Origin of the sequence: Buttiauxella gaviniae, assembly GCF_040786275.1 — a bacterium.
In the GTDB taxonomy this organism is placed as follows: Bacteria; Pseudomonadota; Gammaproteobacteria; order Enterobacterales; family Enterobacteriaceae; genus Buttiauxella; species Buttiauxella gaviniae_A.
Genome location: NZ_JBFMVT010000002.1, coordinates 4,324,580 through 4,339,864 on the forward strand (window position 1 = coordinate 4,324,580; position 15,285 = coordinate 4,339,864).

General features: G+C 51.0%; 17 protein-coding genes and 1 pseudogene. 7 read left to right on the forward strand and 11 right to left on the reverse strand.

What is annotated here, in order from left to right; all coding sequences use genetic code 11:
* Positions 1-14: 14 nt before the first annotated feature.
* Entirely contained in the window at positions 15-686 is a 672-nt protein-coding gene (locus AB1E22_RS20435) for a MarC family NAAT transporter (protein ID WP_367597050.1), read from the reverse strand.
* 206 nt (positions 687-892) lie between these two features.
* On the opposite strand from AB1E22_RS20435, the gene marR reads away from it, so the two are divergent.
* From marR to AB1E22_RS20460, 5 genes are all read left to right on the forward strand, one after another.
* Positions 893-1,327, forward strand: a complete 435-nt coding sequence (gene marR / locus AB1E22_RS20440; RefSeq protein ID WP_367597051.1) for a multiple antibiotic resistance transcriptional regulator MarR — start codon at positions 893-895, stop codon at positions 1,325-1,327.
* Between the two features lie 21 nt (positions 1,328-1,348).
* Entirely contained in the window at positions 1,349-1,723 is a 375-nt protein-coding gene (gene marA, locus AB1E22_RS20445; RefSeq protein ID WP_367597052.1) for an MDR efflux pump AcrAB transcriptional activator MarA, read from the forward strand.
* A 50-nt stretch (positions 1,724-1,773) separates the two neighbouring features.
* Positions 1,774-1,983 carry a multiple antibiotic resistance regulatory protein MarB gene (marB, locus tag AB1E22_RS20450; RefSeq protein ID WP_367597053.1) on the forward strand — a complete coding sequence of 70 codons (210 nt, stop codon included), beginning with the start codon at positions 1,774-1,776 and terminating at the stop codon, positions 1,981-1,983.
* 372 nt (positions 1,984-2,355) lie between these two features.
* A complete protein-coding gene (locus AB1E22_RS20455) occupies positions 2,356-2,802 on the forward strand; it encodes a LacI family DNA-binding transcriptional regulator (protein ID WP_367597054.1) in 447 nt (148 codons plus the stop codon).
* Positions 2,803-2,812: 10 nt separating this feature from the next.
* A complete protein-coding gene (locus AB1E22_RS20460; RefSeq protein ID WP_367597055.1) occupies positions 2,813-3,658 on the forward strand; it encodes a glycosyltransferase family 9 protein in 846 nt (281 codons plus the stop codon).
* 58 nt (positions 3,659-3,716) lie between these two features.
* Here AB1E22_RS20460 and eamA read toward each other — a convergent pair whose 3' ends face one another.
* A complete protein-coding gene (eamA, locus tag AB1E22_RS20465) occupies positions 3,717-4,610 on the reverse strand; it encodes an O-acetylserine/cysteine exporter (RefSeq protein ID WP_367597056.1) in 894 nt (297 codons plus the stop codon).
* 186 nt (positions 4,611-4,796) lie between these two features.
* Here eamA and ydeE point away from each other — a divergent pair, with 186 nt between their 5' ends.
* Entirely contained in the window at positions 4,797-6,002 is a 1,206-nt protein-coding gene (ydeE, locus tag AB1E22_RS20470; protein ID WP_367597057.1) for an efflux MFS transporter YdeE, read from the forward strand.
* A gap of 41 nt (positions 6,003-6,043) precedes the next feature.
* Here the strand turns inward: ydeE and AB1E22_RS20475 are convergent, their stop codons facing one another.
* The 3 genes and pseudogenes from AB1E22_RS20475 to AB1E22_RS20485 all read right to left on the reverse strand — a co-directional run bounded on the left by AB1E22_RS20475 (position 6,044) and on the right by AB1E22_RS20485 (position 7,832).
* Entirely contained in the window at positions 6,044-6,490 is a 447-nt protein-coding gene (locus AB1E22_RS20475; protein ID WP_367597419.1) for a GNAT family N-acetyltransferase, read from the reverse strand.
* 36 nt (positions 6,491-6,526) lie between these two features.
* Positions 6,527-7,222: pseudogene (locus AB1E22_RS20480) on the reverse strand (GNAT family N-acetyltransferase); the annotation flags it as partial.
* Positions 7,223-7,325: 103 nt separating this feature from the next.
* Positions 7,326-7,832, reverse strand: coding sequence for a phenolic acid decarboxylase (locus AB1E22_RS20485; protein WP_367597420.1), 507 nt, complete (start codon positions 7,830-7,832; stop codon positions 7,326-7,328).
* 98 nt (positions 7,833-7,930) lie between these two features.
* Here AB1E22_RS20485 and AB1E22_RS20490 point away from each other — a divergent pair, with 98 nt between their 5' ends.
* Positions 7,931-8,818: a LysR family transcriptional regulator gene (locus tag AB1E22_RS20490; protein WP_437178398.1), complete on the forward strand. Its 888-nt coding sequence runs from the start codon at positions 7,931-7,933 to the stop codon at positions 8,816-8,818.
* On the opposite strand, the gene urtE is transcribed toward AB1E22_RS20490, so the two are convergent.
* The 6 genes from urtE to AB1E22_RS20520 all read right to left on the reverse strand — a co-directional run bounded on the left by urtE (position 8,815) and on the right by AB1E22_RS20520 (position 15,280).
* Complete coding sequence (urtE, locus tag AB1E22_RS20495; RefSeq protein WP_367597059.1) at positions 8,815-9,513, reverse strand: urea ABC transporter ATP-binding subunit UrtE; 699 nt, start codon at positions 9,511-9,513, stop codon at positions 8,815-8,817. The two genes, AB1E22_RS20490 and urtE, sit on opposite strands and share 4 nt — an antisense overlap.
* Positions 9,514-9,589: 76 nt before the next feature.
* Complete coding sequence (gene urtD, locus AB1E22_RS20500; protein WP_367597060.1) at positions 9,590-10,387, reverse strand: urea ABC transporter ATP-binding protein UrtD; 798 nt, start codon at positions 10,385-10,387, stop codon at positions 9,590-9,592.
* A complete protein-coding gene (gene urtC / locus AB1E22_RS20505) occupies positions 10,387-11,460 on the reverse strand; it encodes an urea ABC transporter permease subunit UrtC (RefSeq protein ID WP_367597061.1) in 1,074 nt (357 codons plus the stop codon). Before urtC ends, urtD begins: the two co-directional genes overlap by 1 nt.
* The gene (gene urtB / locus AB1E22_RS20510; protein WP_367597062.1) at positions 11,460-13,034 is read right to left on the reverse strand and encodes an urea ABC transporter permease subunit UrtB; all 1,575 of its coding nucleotides are present in this window, start codon (positions 13,032-13,034) and stop codon (positions 11,460-11,462) included. The genes urtC and urtB overlap by 1 nt, the downstream gene beginning before the upstream one ends.
* 262 nt (positions 13,035-13,296) lie before the next feature.
* Entirely contained in the window at positions 13,297-14,568 is a 1,272-nt protein-coding gene (gene urtA, locus AB1E22_RS20515) for an urea ABC transporter substrate-binding protein (RefSeq protein WP_367597063.1), read from the reverse strand.
* A gap of 28 nt (positions 14,569-14,596) precedes the next feature.
* Entirely contained in the window at positions 14,597-15,280 is a 684-nt protein-coding gene (locus AB1E22_RS20520) for a GntR family transcriptional regulator (protein ID WP_367597064.1), read from the reverse strand.
* Positions 15,281-15,285 lie beyond the last annotated feature (5 nt).

Consider the following 15,285-nt stretch of genomic DNA (forward strand, 5'->3'; position numbering starts at 1 on the left):
TGCCCTGTTTCTCTTTAATGCGCCGGGAACTGAGTAATAATTTCCAGTACGCCGTTAATAATAAATTGCACGCCCATACAGACCAGCAAGAACCCCATTAAACGGGAAATCGCTTCAATACCGCTCTTGCCTACCAGCCGCATAATGGCGCCGGAACTGCGTAAACTCACCCACAAAATAATCCCTACCAGAGCAAAAATGATCGGCGGTGCCACCAGAACAATCCAGTTGGCAAAATCCACGCCGTGCTCAATGGTTGATGACGAGCTGATAATCATCGCGATGGTGCCAGGCCCCGCCGTGCTCGGCATGGCGAGAGGCACAAACGCGATATTCGTGTCAGGCTCTTGCTCCAGTTCTTCCGCTTTGCTGTGCGCCTCCGGTGATTCGTGTGCCTTTTGCTGCGGGAATAACATGCGGAAACCGATAAACGCGACGATCAACCCGCCCGCAATACGTAAACCGGGTATCGAAATACCAAAGGTGTTCATCACTACCTGCCCGGCGTAATAGGCAACCATCATGATGATAAATACGTTTATTGACGCCATTAGCGCGGTTTTATCCCGCGCTTTTTTGTTCATATCTCCGGCAAGCCCGAGGAACAACGCTACCGTGGTCAAGGGATTCGCCAGCGGCAGCAACACCACTAATCCAAGCCCAATAGCCTTCACCAATTCCATCATCTTCTTTCCTTATTTCCCAACTCCGGTGATATTTTGCGCTGAAAGTATAGCAGCCTACCCCCCGGCCTTTCGTTAGCAGAATTGTATCAATGTTAAAAATTGACCCGTTTTAGCTATTCGTGGCATCACCAAATCATCACATTGACTTATGGTTGCCTGGGCAATAATATCTGCCGTGATTAAATATACTTGCCTGGGCAACAATCGTGAAAAACACAAGCGATCTGTTTAACGAAGTCATTCCGCTCGGAAGACTGATCCATATGGTTAATCAACATAAGGATCGTCTGCTAAACGATCATCTCTCCCCGCTGGATATTACCGCCACGCAATTTAAGGTGCTTTGCACGATTTATTGCGAGGAGTGTGTGCCGCCGGTAGAGCTGAAAAGAGCGTTATCAGTGGATCTTGGTGCTTTAACACGCATGTTGGACCGCCTGTTGTGCAAGGGATGGATCGAGCGTTTGCCCAATCCCAACGACAAACGTGGTGTGCTGGTACGACTGACCCCGCAAGGGAAAACGTTGTGTGAAAAATGCCACCAACTCGTGGGGCAGACACTGCATCAAGAATTAACAAAAAACCTGACAGCAGATGAAGTAAATACACTTTATCAACTGCTGACGAAGGTATTGCCGTAAAACCTGAAAAGAGGTGAAACGATGTCCAGACGGAACAATGACGCGATAACCATTCAAAGCATTTTGGACTGGATTGAAGAGAACCTGGAAAACCCTCTGTCTCTTGAGAAGGTTTCGCAGCGTTCGGGCTACTCAAAGTGGCACCTGCAACGGATGTTTAAAAAAGAGACTGGCCATTCATTAGGTCAATACATCCGAAATCGCAAATTGACTGAGATCGCACTGAAGCTAAAAGAAAGTAATGAACCGATTCTCTATTTAGCAGAACGGTACGGGTTTGAGTCTCAACAGACGCTCACCCGCACGTTTAAGAACTACTTTTCTGTGCCTCCCCATCGCTACCGCGTCGCGCGGTCAGGTGGCGAAGGAAAGTATATTCATCCGATCAATCATTAAAATTTAACACATGCTATGCAACCGTCTGTGTAAGCAGACACCGAGGATTTATGAAACGTTTACTCTCCGCTGCGAGCCTGCTTCTGATTCTGGCTTCCGCAAACGTCATGGCGGAGCAATCAGGTAATTTTATGGCCACGCAAACCAACCACAGCGGCATGATCATCCCTCCATCGGACAACCGTGGCGATAACAGCCATACGATGGGTGATAAGTCGGAGCTGCTGGGCACGCCGTATTACCACGAAAGCACAAATTAATTTCTGCTGTTTGGCGGGTTGATTAACTCACCCGCCCGTCTTAATTCATCTCTCCTTCCCTCTTTTGTCATTAAAAAAATGTTACTGAATGACACTCATGGCATTAATACACATCCCTTTATTTATAGCCTGGCGCTAATGATTCCCCTGCCAAATAAATAACCACCACACATAAGTAATATTAATAACTCTAATAAAAACAAAGAAATTAACTCTCCTGACGTTTATATTTGTGACAACCATCATAAACTAATAGGGATAAAAATATAAAATCACAGGCAAGTACAAATCGTTCTTACTTTATTGGCGATAAAAAATTTCTATGTAGGGACGTTAACCTTCAAATCTGATTTACTAAACTTGGTGTTTATTGTGAAATCAAACTCATACAAAACTACGCTTCAGGACGTTTCAAAAAAGACGGGGTATTCCCTGATGACCGTGTCAAGAGTTATTAATACACCTCACCTGGTGGCGGAAAAGACAAGAAGGCATGTAGAATCTGCGATGTCTGATTTAGGTTATATAAAAAATAATATTGCCAGTTGCCTAGCCTCATCAAAAGATATTTTCTGTTTTGTTATAATGGATTCTACTCTGGATTATATAGATGTACCTTCATATATAAAAACTATTACTGAGCAAGGAATGATTCCTTGTTTCTTGTGTTTTAAAAACAAAGAGGATCTTGCGGTTAGCATAACTAAAGCAAAATCATTTGGCAGTAATGAAATGTATATTGTGTTCAATCCAGTTAGTGAATTCAAAGTCTCTCGTATATTGGCGGATGAGAAAATTATTAATCTCGAACTAAAATAAGAGGTGAAGAATGATTAATATCAGATTACCCGATTCACTTGGTTGCACAGTCGCAAGCACTGGAGTGATACTCAGTTTAATTAAAAGTGAATGTTTCGACGAGATCCATGTTTTCGCCAGGCATCCAGAATTGGTCTCTCATATACCAGGGATCATATTGCATGATGTAGACAACCACAGTCAGATTGATCTGGATTTGCGGGAATACACAGCCAGAAGGCCTCATAATAGCAAACCCTATCGAGCCAGTTATTTACATATGCTAGAAATGGCAGAAGCATCTTTCGGTTTAACATTACCCATAATTATACCCACCATCCATCTTAGTGTCGCAGATAACTCATTTGCAATAAAGGAACTTTCTAAATATAAAAAACCTGTAATATGGCTTCAGTCTAAAACCACTTCACGAAATAGAGATTGGAGTGCGGAGAACTGGTTAAAACTCATGGAGCGGCTGTCTATTTCTTTTGATTTTATTGATTTGAGCAATACGGAATTCACATTATTACAATCATTAGCCATAACGAAACACAGTTTTGCTGGCGTTTGCCTGGATAGTTTTTTAGTTCATGGTTCTGCTGCTGTTGGCGCGAAGAACGTTATTGTACTCATTGGCAGTTCAAGATCTGAATGCATGACCTATCCAGGACAAAAAATCATCTATAAAAAATCAGCTTGTATTGCTCAACCCTGCGGGATGCATGGCTATTACGCAGGATGTAAAAAAGAGCATGAGCACCTATTCTCAATGAATAATTGTCTCCACAGGAATATTTTTGCGTGTATGAATAAAATCGAAATATCCCATGTTGAGGAGCAAATACAAAAACTCTTCGCTACTACCCTGAAGTGATTTAGCCTAAGAGTTTCTGTAAGCCCCTCAAATAACGATTTACAAGGGGCTACCCGTCTTAATTCGCCACCGCCCTACGCACCCGCAGTCCGAAAACATTGATATACAAACCCGCCATAATCAGCACCGCACCAGCCATCTGAGTGAAAGACAGCGTTTCGCCCAATAACCACGCGGCACTTGCCATCCCCACAACCGGCACTAACAATGATAACGGGGCAACACGCCAGGTTTCGTATCGTCCAAGCAAACTTCCCCAGATGCCATAGCCGACAATGGTCGCCACAAACGCCAGATAAACCAGCGACAATATCGTCGTCATATCAATGGCTATCAGGCTTTGCCACATCAATGCCGGGCCATCCAGCAGGTAACTTGCGGCAAAGAAAGGCAGCACCGGAATGAGGGCGCTCCAGACCACCAAAGACATAATCGGCGGACGTGATTCAAGCTGCATAATCTTTTTATTGAAGATGTTCCCGCACGCCCAGCTAAATGCCGCCGCAAGCGTCAGCATAAAGCCCAGCAGCGCCACATGTTGCCCGCCGAGGCTGCCCTCAATCAAAACCAACACACCGATCACCGCAAGCGCAATTCCCGCGAGCTGTTTACCTTGCAGACGTTCCTGAAAAACTATCGCGCCAAGAATAATCGTGAAAAAGGCCTGAGCCTGAAGCACCAGGGAGGTAAGCCCTGCGGGCATACCAAACTTAATCGCGCTAAAGAGAAAGGCAAACTGCCCAAAGCTTATCGTCAGACCGTAGGCGGCAAGCAGGCGAAAGGGAACTTTAGGTCGGGCAACAAAAAGCAGCGCCGGGAACGCCACCAGCAGAAAGCGTAAACCTGCCAGTAAAAGCGGCGGCATATTATGCAGCCCCATTTTAATCACGACAAAATTCAGCCCCCAAACTACCACCACCAGCATCGCCAGCAGTCCATCTTTGCGCGTCATACCCTGCCCCTGTAAATATTGCAATTTTGTTAAAATCTAAGACTATACCCAATCTGAAAATAGATACAGATCGCATTTTTATCTGTCGGTACAGCCAAAAATGGCAGGTGTCGCGCTCTATACTTTGCTGATTCTTCATGCTAAATCTGAAAGTCACTGCTAATAAAGACTATAAAACACAACAGAATGGTTTCTCTAACAACGCGTTTTTCTGGCAAGCAACTCTCTATCAGCGTATTACTTCTCTCCTCATTGCTCCTGACCGTTGGCAGAGGGTTAACGCTGCCGTTTATGACCATTTATCTTTCACGGCAGTTTGGCATGCCGCTAAAAGAGATCGGGATGGCGCTGACGATTGCGCTTACCGCAGGCGTGGTTTTCAGCCTGTGGTTCGGCATTCTGGCGGATAAATTCGACAAAAAGAGATATATGCTGCTTTCTGTGATTATTTTCCTTGGCGGGTTTGTCGCGATCCCACTGGTTAATAACGCCACTCTCGTCGTGGTATTTTATTCGCTTATTAACTGTGCATATTCGGTCTTTGCTACCGTTCTGAAAGGCTATTTTTCCGACACGCTGGAAATTCACCAGAAACCGAAAATCTTTTCGCTCAACTATACCTTCGCCAATATCGGCTGGACGGTTGGGCCGCCAATCGGCACGCTGGCGGTGCTCTACAGCACAAATCTGCCGTTCTGGTTATCCGCATTAACCGCAATTATTCCTTTTATAGTGATTAGCCGTTACGTACACAGCGTGCCGGTAAGCGAAACGCTGCAAAATAATAACGTGGTGCTCTCGCCTCGGCAGATGCTTAAAGATAAAGCGCTGATGTATTTCACCTGCTCGGCGTTTCTCGGATCTTTAGTATTTGGCTCTTTTGCCGCCTGTTTATCGCAGTACGCGATTGCGATTTCTGATTCCGACCTTGCGCAAAAAGTGGTGGGCGTGGTGCTGCCGGTGAATGCGTTTGTGGTGGTCGTTTTCCAGTATGTTGTCGGGAAACGTATTCGCCCGGACAACATTCAAAAATTGATGGCTTACGGCACGCTATTTTTTATCTGCGGACTGGGCGGCTTTATGATTTCGGGGGATAACCTGGTTTTGTGGGGGATCTCTGCGGCGGTATTTACCCTGGGCGAGCTCATTTATGCGCCGGGTGAATATATGCTGGTGGACAACATCGCTCCGGCCGGACTGAAAGCCAGTTACTTCTCGGCACAACAACTCGGCTGGCTAGGCGGCGCATGTAACCCGCTGTTCACCGGTTTAATGCTGACCTGGCTGCCGCCTTATATGCTGTTTGTTGTGCTGATGGTCGCCATCGCGCTGGCGTATTGGATGGTGGTGAGAGGAATAGCGGTGAAACCGCAGGCCGTGTTTGCCGATTAAGCGGGGGATGTCGCTTGCGCTTATCCACCCGCCAATTAACATTATTTCAATATCTTACGGTACTGAATAAATCCAGGCTTATCCGCTAACGTATCGTATAACGCCTGGCCTGCCGCATTGGTTTCATGAGTATGCCAGTAGACCCGCTCACAGCCTTTCGCCTGAGCATGCTGATAAACCGCTTCGATGAGTGCTCGCCCTACGCCTTTTCCGCGTGATTCTGGCGCGGTGAACAGATCCTCAAGATAACAATGATCTTCCGCAGACCAGGTGCCACGATGGTAAACCATGTGCACAATACCCAACATTTTCCCCTGCTCATCAAACGCGCCGAGAGCAAACATGGGTTCGCGGGCATCAAGCATACGAGCCCATGTCAGTTGCGTAATCTCATCGCGAAGTTGTGCATTATAAAATGTCAGATAACCTTGCCAAAGCACGGCCCACTGGGCGTAATCGCGAGCTTCAAGCGCTCTGACTTGCGCCATGTTGCGTGAAACGCCAGAACGGTTGTTCACCAGACTCTCACGAATCTGCACTAGCCCCTGTTTTTGCACACCGTCAGGCATATTTTCAACGGAGAGCCAGGTTTCAAAAGCTTGCCCGATGAGCGGCCATTCGCTATCGAGAATAGAAAACCACGCGGTGTCACGGGTGCGCTGTTTATACACCACAGCCTGGCGGAACAGACCTTCGTAACGGAAACCAAGGCGAATCGCGGCATGGCGTGACGGCCCATTCAGGCTGTCGCATTTCCACTCATAACGACGATAACCCAAACCAAACGCATACTTCATCAGGAGATAATGGGCTTCGGTAGCCTGAACGGTACGCTGTAGTCGCGGGGAATACATCACGAATCCAACTTCCACCGCGCCGTTAGCCGGGTCGATACGCATCAGTGAAAGCGTGCCCAGCGCATTTCCGCTTTGCACATCCACCACCGCGTAATGCAGCGGGTCGCGGCTTTGGGCAGCGCTATCAATAAAAGCGGAAAATTGGTGTGAATCAGCAAACGGCCCGACGCTCAAATACGTCCAGCCGCGACTGTCCTGAGCGGAACGCCACGCCGACCATAACGCTGCGGTATGGTGGGTTGCCAGCGGCTCCAGACGGCAAAAACGCCCTTCCAGAACCACGCGCTGCGGGCGCGGGCATGGCTGCCAATCCGGTAGCGCATTGCCAATGGGTTGTTGAAATTCGTTACTTGAGTCAGTCAAGGTAAACCGCCGGGTAAATGAGGATCACAGGGCAGTTACTTTTACATAATCATCCTCGTTTGAAAACCGTGCCGGTTGGCACGGCTTATAAGCTCAGAGAACGTTACAGATTTTGAGGGAAATCAGCGGGCAGTTGGCTGGCAGGACAGTTGATCACCGAATCATTATTTTCACCGCAATCCCGAACAAAGGTAATCGTTGCAAATTCATCAATAACTTCTGTTGGGTAAGCCGGGCCCGCATCACGATAGGCTTCCATCTCAGCAATATGTTCGTTTTGAAAACACACTGTTTTTTCCGGATTATTGATAACCCAACGCGGGAAAAATATCGTCCCGTGGAAAATTTTATCTTCCAGATTCACCATAAGGCTGACATCGGTTCCTGTGGGTTCGGTCCAGGAAATTTTATACACCGCTTTGGCAACGCGAACGATATAAGCATTTTGATCTTTTACCCAGCGATTACCCACAATCCCGCTGTGAATACGGTAGTCCAGAGTCGTGGCATTTTTGACGTAGATTTCATAATTCCAACCGTTGTCATACGTGTAGACAAGGTGTTTTCCTACAAAACCGCTCAAATCGTGTTTATCAAAGTTGCTCATGATTTATCTCCTTTTCATTTGATGAATCGAGTATAGCCATGTGCTCATTCGATAAATAACGCTATTATTGGTACAAATACATTTAAAAATTCGATGGGTTTATGGCCATGAAAACCACACTTGAGCAATGGCAGTTGCTCCAGGCCGTTGTCAATTATGGAAGCTTTGCGCGGGCGGCGCAGGAGTTTAACCGGAGCCAATCCTCTCTGAGTTATCAGCTTACATTGATGCAAGAGCGGTTGGGCGTATCGTTGCTAACCATTGTCGGGCGCAAGGCTGAACTTACGCCAGAAGGACAACAACTTTTAGCCCAGGCACAGCCTTTGCTCCAGAGTTTTCATGCGCTAGAAAATCGTGCGTCGGCATTAAAGCGTGGAGACCGTGCGCGTCTGGATTTAGTCGTAGACAGTATTTTCCCCAAAGCCTTCTTATTCAGTGCATTGCGCCATTTTCAGCAAACTTACCCGATGACGCAGGTTCATCTCACGGAAGTCCTGCGTAGCGAACGTTTGTCAGACTTAAAAAAGCGCGAAGCGGATGTGTACTTAGTGACTCAGACGGAAGATGTCGCCATGCGAGGAAAAGCGCTGATGGGCGTCACCTTTGTTGCTGTTGCTCATAAAGAGCATCCCTTGTGGCAGCTCCCTGCCCCCTTTAGTCGCGATGATTTAGCCCGCTATCCATTAATTGAAATTGTCGATCGTGTTCAGCAACAACTTCATAGCCGCCAGTTTGCCGCAGCAGAAAACTGGACTTTCACGGCTATTGAAGCCGCAATTGAAGCCGTAGCCCATTGCGTAGGCTACGGTTGGCTGCCAGAGGAACACATCCAGCCATTACTTGCCTCAGGTGAATTATTGCCGTTGCCACTAGTCCAGGGTGCCCGTCGAACCACACAGCTTTATCTCATGGTCAATGAAGAGAGGAATGTGGTGGACCAAGAGATTGCGTTGTTAGTGGACTTGTTAAGTGGCGACAAGGAGCGTTAAATCGCCACCAGGCCCCGAACCCCGTCGCTTTCCATATTTCCCCCTGCGCCACGTTGAATAATCGAACCGCGTGACATCACTAAATAGTGGTCAGCGAGTTCTGCGGCAAAATCATAAAACTGCTCCACCAGCAAAATAGCCATATCACCTTTGGCGGCAAGCATTCGTATAACCTGACCGATCTCCTTAATCACCGAGGGCTGAATACCTTCGGTGGGTTCATCGAGAATTAATAGCTGTGGTTTGCAGGCCAGAGCCCGACCAATCGCCAGTTGCTGCTGTTGCCCGCCGGATAAATCACCGCCACGGCGATGTTTCATCTCTTTCAAGACCGGGAAAAGCTGATAAATATCTTCCGGGACATTTTTCGCATCACGCCCGGCAAAACGCGAAAGCCCCATCAGCAGATTTTCTTCTACCGTCAGGCGCGGGAAAATCTCACGCCCCTGCGGAACATAAGCAATACCCGCCTGCACGCGTTGGTGTGGCTTACGCTGCGTGATGTTATTTTGCTGCCAGTTTACCGCGCCGGACTTCGCCGGAATCAGCCCCATCAGGCATTTCAGCAACGTGCTTTTTCCCACGCCATTGCGCCCCAACAGGCAGGTGACTTCCCCTATTTTTGCTTCAAAGGAGACGCCGCGCAGAATATGACTCCCGCCGTAGTATTGGTTTAGATCGTTGACTTGCAGCATAGTGATTCCTCTTTTATGTCGGATGACGCTTCGCTTATCCGACCTACAAATGCCTTGCATGGGTGGCATCCAAAAATTAACGCCCCAAATAAACCTCAATCACCTGCTCGTTGGCCTGCACCTCACGCAGCGATCCTTCCGCCAGCACCTGCCCCTGATGCAGCACCGTGACATGGTCGGCGATGGTTTCCACAAACCCCATATCGTGCTCCACCACCATCAGCGAATGCTTGCCCGCAAGCCCGCGAAACAGCTCGGCGGTGTATTCGGTTTCCGCATCCGTCATACCCGCCGCAGGTTCGTCGAGTAGCAGCAAATGCGGCTCCTGCACCAGCAACATGCCGATCTCCAGAAACTGTTTCTGGCCATGAGAAAGTAACCCGGCTTTGCGGTGGCGTTCCGCCCCGAGCCGCAGCGTCGTGAGCATTTCGTCGATGCGGTCGCGCTGCTCGGCGTTGAGTTTTGCCCGCAGGCTCGCCCAGACGGATTTATCGGCTTTCTGGGCAATTTCCAGATTTTCAAAAACCGTCAGCGCCTCAAAAACCGTAGGCTTCTGGAATTTTCGCCCTATGCCGCAGCGGGCAATATCTGCCGGTTCTAAACGCATTAAATCGGTGGACTGATCGTAAAACGCCCTGCCGCTTTGCGGTTTGGTTTTGCCGGTAATCACATCCATCAGCGTGGTTTTCCCCGCGCCGTTTGGGCCGATTACGCAGCGCAACTCCCCCACGCCTATGTTCAGGGATAAATCCGTAAGCGCTTTAAAACCGTCAAAACTCACATTGATATTTTCCAGCATCAGCACCGGATCGGTTTGATCCCGATAGCGGTCAGCCTCGTGCTGGCGGGTAAAAAGCGGCTCGCCTGGTTGCATTATTTTTCTCCTTTACGCAGTAGCCCGATGACGCCGCGCGGTAAAAATAGCGTCACAACGATAAAAATCAGGCCGAGAAAGAGCTGCCAGTATTCCGGCACCGCCATGGTGAAATAGCTTTTGGCTCCGTTGACTAAACCCGCTCCGAGGATCGGGCCGATCAACGTCCCGCGCCCGCCAAGCGCCACCCAGATAGCCGCTTCGATAGAGTTAGTCGGCGACATTTCGCCAGGGTTGATAATCCCCACCTGCGGCACATATAGCGCGCCCGCCAGGCCGCAGAGCACGGCGGATAACGTCCACACCAGCAGTTTGAAACCGCGCGGATCATAGCCGCAGAATACCAGGCGATTTTCGGCGTCACGCACCGCCGTTAGCACACGGCCAAATTTACTGCGGGCCAGCGCAAAGCCGATGCCGAGGCTTGCAATCAGCAACAGTACGGTGGCGATAAACAGCCCGATACGCGTGCCCGTGGCGGTAATCGGCACCCCTAACAGAGTGGTAAACCCGGTAAAACCGTTGTTACCGCCAAAACCCGTTTCATTACGGAAAAACAGCAGCATGCCCGCGTAGGTCAATGCCTGGGTCATAATCGAAAAATAGACGCCTTTGATTTTTGAGCGAAACGCAAAGAAGCCGAACACCAGCGCCAGCAGCCCCGGAACCAGAACAATCAGCGCCATCGCCCAGGCAAAATGCTGCGTACCCCACCAGAACCACGGCAGTTGATCCCAGGAAAGGAATGACATAAACGCCGGAAGCCCGTCGCCTGCGGCCTGGCGCATCAGGTACATTCCCATCGCGTATCCGCCGAGAGCGAAGAAAATCCCGTGCCCCAGCGAGAGTAGACCGGCATAGCCCCACACTAAATCGAGCGCCACCGCCACCGTCGCGTAGCAGAGTATTTTGCCTACCAGGGTTAGCGTGTAGGTAGACAAACTCAGCGGATGGCTGGCGGGTAAGAGCGTTAAGAACGGTAGTGTCAGCATCAACGCGACGACAATCGTGCCCAGCACCATGCTCAGACGCGGTGCCTTCCGGGTTAAAGTTAACGTTAGCGGCTGGGTCATCAGTCAATCACCCTCCCTTTCAGGGCGAACAGGCCTTGCGGACGTTTCTGAATAAACAGAATAATCAGCACAAGGATGAGGATTTTGCCGAGCACCGCACCGATCTGCGGCTCGAGAATTTTGTTAAAGATGCCCAGGCCAAACGCCGCCGCAACGGTGCCCGCCAGTTGCCCGACGCCGCCAAGCACCACCACGAGGAAGGAGTCGATAATGTAGCCTTGCCCCAGTTCGGGCCCAACGTTACCGAGCTGCGAAAGCGCCACGCCGCCTAACCCTGCAATGCCCGATCCCAGGCCAAATGCCAGCATATCAACGCGACCGGTGGGCACGCCGCAGCAGGCTGCCATGGCGCGGTTTTGCGTAACCGCTCGCACGTTCATGCCCAAACGCGTTTTATTGAGCAGCAGCCAGGTAAACAGCAGCACCAGCATCACAAAGCCAATCACCACCAGGCGATTCCACGGCAGGATAAGATTGGGCAATACCTGAATCCCCCCGGAGAGCCACGCCGGGTTCGCCACTTCCATGTTTTGCGCGCCAAACACCATGCGTACAATTTGGATGAGCATCAGGCTAATGCCCCAGGTCGCCAGCAGGGTTTCCAGCGGGCGGCCATACAGATGGCGAATCACCGTGCGCTCAAGCGCCATACCGATTCCGGCGGTAATCCCAAAGGCTATCGGCAGCGCGACAATCGGGTAAAACGTCAGCCACGCCGGGGCATAATGTTGAAATACGCTCTGCACAAGCCACGCGGAATAAGCACCTAACATCAGCATTTCGCCGTGCGCCATATTAATAACGCCCAACAAACCGTAGGTGATCGCAAGCCCGAGAGCCGCGAGCAGCAAAATCGAGCCAAGAGAAAGCCCCATAAAAGCCTGGCCGAGGATGTCGCCGAGCCGTAAACGTTGCTGGATTTTTTGCAGCCCCTGGGCGGCGGCCTCACGCACCTGCGCATCGGGCTCGGTTTGTGCGTCAGTGAGCGGTTTTAACAGCGCCTGAGTGTCAGGGTCGGCCGAAGAGCTTAACAACGCCACGGCATTCAGACGCACTTTCGCATCAGCGCTGGCGAGCTGGAGCCGGGCGATAGCCCCCTCAAGCGCGGTACGTACATCCTCGTTTTTTTCGGCTTTAAGCCGTTGTTGTAACAGCGATAATAAATCAGGCTGCGCATCTCGCTGAAGTGCCTGTGCCGCCTGCAATCGCAGAGTGACGTTGTCACTTACTAGCTGATGACTTGCCAGTGCGCTACCTGCCAGAATGCGTAGACGGTTCGTGAGACGGACTTTCTTAACGTCTCCCACCGGCGTTTTTACTTCACCCAAGGGGGCAATCGCCGCGCCATTTTGCGTAAAGGCATGATGCTGTTCGTCGATAACCAGGCTTTCTTGAGAAAGCGCGCTCAGCAATGGAAGGCGTTTTGCATCCGGTGCTGCCGCCCAGGTTTGCAACAGCTTCACCTGCTGGTTGCGGTTCGCTGCTGCAAAATCTTCGGCATCTCCGGCGCGGGCCAGAAGCGGAAGGCAGCAAAGCAGGAATAGCAGTGGTCTGAAGTGCGATAACAATTTCATAGAGGATTTCCTGTTGTCTGACCCCCTCCCAGCCTCCCCCTTACCAGGGGGAGGAGCAAATACCCTCGCCCTGGCAAGTTGGTACCGTTCAGCTCCCTCCGTGGCAAGGGGAGGAGCAAATACCCCTCGCCCTGGCAAGTTGGTACCGTTCAGCTCCCTCCGTGGCAAGGGGAGGAGCAAATACCCCTCGCCCTGGCAAGTTGGTGCCGTTCAGCTCCCTCCCCTGGCAAGGGGAGGGTTGGGGTGGGGTCCGCCGAAATAATCAGTTACTCGCCATCTTCACCGGCTCGTCCGACTTCTTATCGTTACCGGCAATAAACGGGCTCCACGGCTGAGCGCGCACCGCCTCATCGGTCTGCCACACCACGTTAAACTGGCCGTTACCTTCGATTTCACCAATCATCACCGGCTTATGCAGATGGTGATTGGTGGCATCCATGGTCAGCGTAAAGCCGGACGGGGCTTTGAATGTCTGCCCGGCCATCGCCGCGCGCACTTTATCCACATCCGTCGTCCCCGCTTTTTCTACCGCCTGGGCCCACATATGAATGCCAACATAGGTCGCTTCCATCGGATCGTTGGTTACCACGGTGTCTGCATTCGGCAACTTGTGCGCTTTTGCGTAGGCTTTCCACTGGGCAACAAATGCTTTGTTGGTCGGATTATCGACCGACTCAAAGTAGTTCCACGCCGCCAGGTTACCCACCAACGGTTTGGTGTCGATACCGCGCAACTCCTCTTCACCCACTGAGAACGCAACCACCGGCACATCGGTCGCTTTCAGCCCCTGGTTTGCCAACTCTTTGTAGAACGGCACGTTGGAATCCCCGTTAATCGTGGAAACCACCGCCGTTTTTCCGCCTGCGGAGAACTTCTTAATATTGGAAACGATGGTCTGGTAATCGCTATAACCAAACGGGGTGTAAACCTCTTCGATGTCTTTATCCTGCACACCTTTGGAATGCAGGAACGCACGCAGAATTTTGTTGGTGGTGCGCGGATAGACGTAATCCGTGCCGAGCAGGAAGAAGCGTTTTGCCGCCCCGCCGTCCTCGCTCATCAGGTATTCCACCGCCGGGATCGCCTGCTGGTTAGGCGCAGCCCCCGTATAGAAAACGTTTGGAGACATCTCTTCGCCTTCGTACTGCACCGGGTAGAACAGCAGGCCGTTCAGCTCTTCAAACACCGGCAATACCGATTTGCGCGAAACCGACGTCCAGCAGCCAAACACCACCGCCGCTTTGTCCTGGCTTAATAGCTGACGGGCTTTTTCAGCGAACAGAGGCCAGTTGGAAGCCGGGTCAACCACCACCGGTTCGAGCTGTTTACCCAGCACGCCGCCTTTGGCGTTAATGTCGGCGATGGTCATCAACGCCACGTCTTTTAGCGGCGTTTCAGAAATCGCCATGGTGCCGGAGAGCGAATGCATAATGCCCACTTTGATGGTGTCGGCGGCCTGTGCGCTAAAAGCCAACCCCATGCTGATGACGGACGCCGAGAGTGCGAAAGCTTTAATAAAGGTGCGACGCTGCATATGTGTGTACTCCAGAATTAGCTGTGTATTAACGCCTGGCTCCCTGCTGCGCAACGTGCAGCATATGGAGAGTAATTTGACGAACCTCTTTCTGACTTGCGGCTATGTGGTCGTGTAAGTGGGTTTGTGCCTCCTGACGTTGGCGGTTCAAAATAGCGAGCAAGATTTGCCCGTGTTCGAAATAAGTGGCGCTGACGCGCGGACGCTGGGTGAAATCCAGACGCCGCACAATACGAATTTTTTCGGTAATTTCGCGGTGGACCCGCGCCATTTCCGGATTGCCCGCCGCTTCCACCAGCGTCATATGGAACGCTTCGTCGTGGCAGGCTACGTCTGCACCGTCCGGCAGTTGCGGCGCATCGATCCAAAACTGCTTGAGCGCCTGAAGCGGCAGCAGCCTTATCTCCTCAGGGAATGCGCATAGCCGCTTAACCGCTTCGAGTTCCAGCACAATGCGCAGATCGTAAAGTGATTCCAGATTGTCGAAGTCGATGGCTTTGATCTGCCAGCCGCTGCGCGGTTGCACATCGACATACCCTTCCTGCTCCAGGGCGTACAGCGCCTGGCGCACCGGCGTGCGGCTGGCATTCATACGCAGCGCGATGTCGCTTTCGCTAAAGCGATCGCCGGGCAGGAGCTGAAAATCGAAGATTTCCTGCTTCAACTGGCGGTAGATGCGCTCGGCGATGCCGGTGGTTTTTTTCATCGGCATAGAAT

Excerpts from the sequence above, each read along its gene's own strand:
- urtE (WP_367597059.1), bottom strand. The coding sequence starts at position 9,513 with ATGCTGCAAGTCAACGATCTAAACCAATACTACGGCGGGAGTCATATT.
- AB1E22_RS20520 (WP_367597064.1), bottom strand. The coding sequence starts at position 15,280 with ATGCCGATGAAAAAAACCACCGGCATCGCCGAGCGCATCTACCGCCAG.
- urtA (WP_367597063.1), bottom strand. The coding sequence starts at position 14,568 with ATGCAGCGTCGCACCTTTATTAAAGCTTTCGCACTCTCGGCGTCCGTC.
- ydeE (WP_367597057.1), top strand. The coding sequence starts at position 4,797 with ATGGTTTCTCTAACAACGCGTTTTTCTGGCAAGCAACTCTCTATCAGC.
- AB1E22_RS20475 (WP_367597419.1), bottom strand. The coding sequence starts at position 6,490 with ATGGCGCAAGTCAGAGCGCTTGAAGCTCGCGATTACGCCCAGTGGGCC.
- AB1E22_RS20435 (WP_367597050.1), bottom strand. The coding sequence starts at position 686 with ATGATGGAATTGGTGAAGGCTATTGGGCTTGGATTAGTGGTGTTGCTG.
- urtD (WP_367597060.1), bottom strand. The coding sequence starts at position 10,387 with ATGCAACCAGGCGAGCCGCTTTTTACCCGCCAGCACGAGGCTGACCGC.
- eamA (WP_367597056.1), bottom strand. The coding sequence starts at position 4,610 with ATGACGCGCAAAGATGGACTGCTGGCGATGCTGGTGGTGGTAGTTTGG.
- urtC (WP_367597061.1), bottom strand. The coding sequence starts at position 11,460 with ATGACCCAGCCGCTAACGTTAACTTTAACCCGGAAGGCACCGCGTCTG.
- marB (WP_367597053.1), top strand. The coding sequence starts at position 1,774 with ATGAAACGTTTACTCTCCGCTGCGAGCCTGCTTCTGATTCTGGCTTCC.
- AB1E22_RS20460 (WP_367597055.1), top strand. The coding sequence starts at position 2,813 with ATGATTAATATCAGATTACCCGATTCACTTGGTTGCACAGTCGCAAGC.
- marA (WP_367597052.1), top strand. The coding sequence starts at position 1,349 with ATGTCCAGACGGAACAATGACGCGATAACCATTCAAAGCATTTTGGAC.
- AB1E22_RS20490 (WP_437178398.1), top strand. The coding sequence starts at position 7,931 with ATGGCCATGAAAACCACACTTGAGCAATGGCAGTTGCTCCAGGCCGTT.
- urtB (WP_367597062.1), bottom strand. The coding sequence starts at position 13,034 with ATGAAATTGTTATCGCACTTCAGACCACTGCTATTCCTGCTTTGCTGC.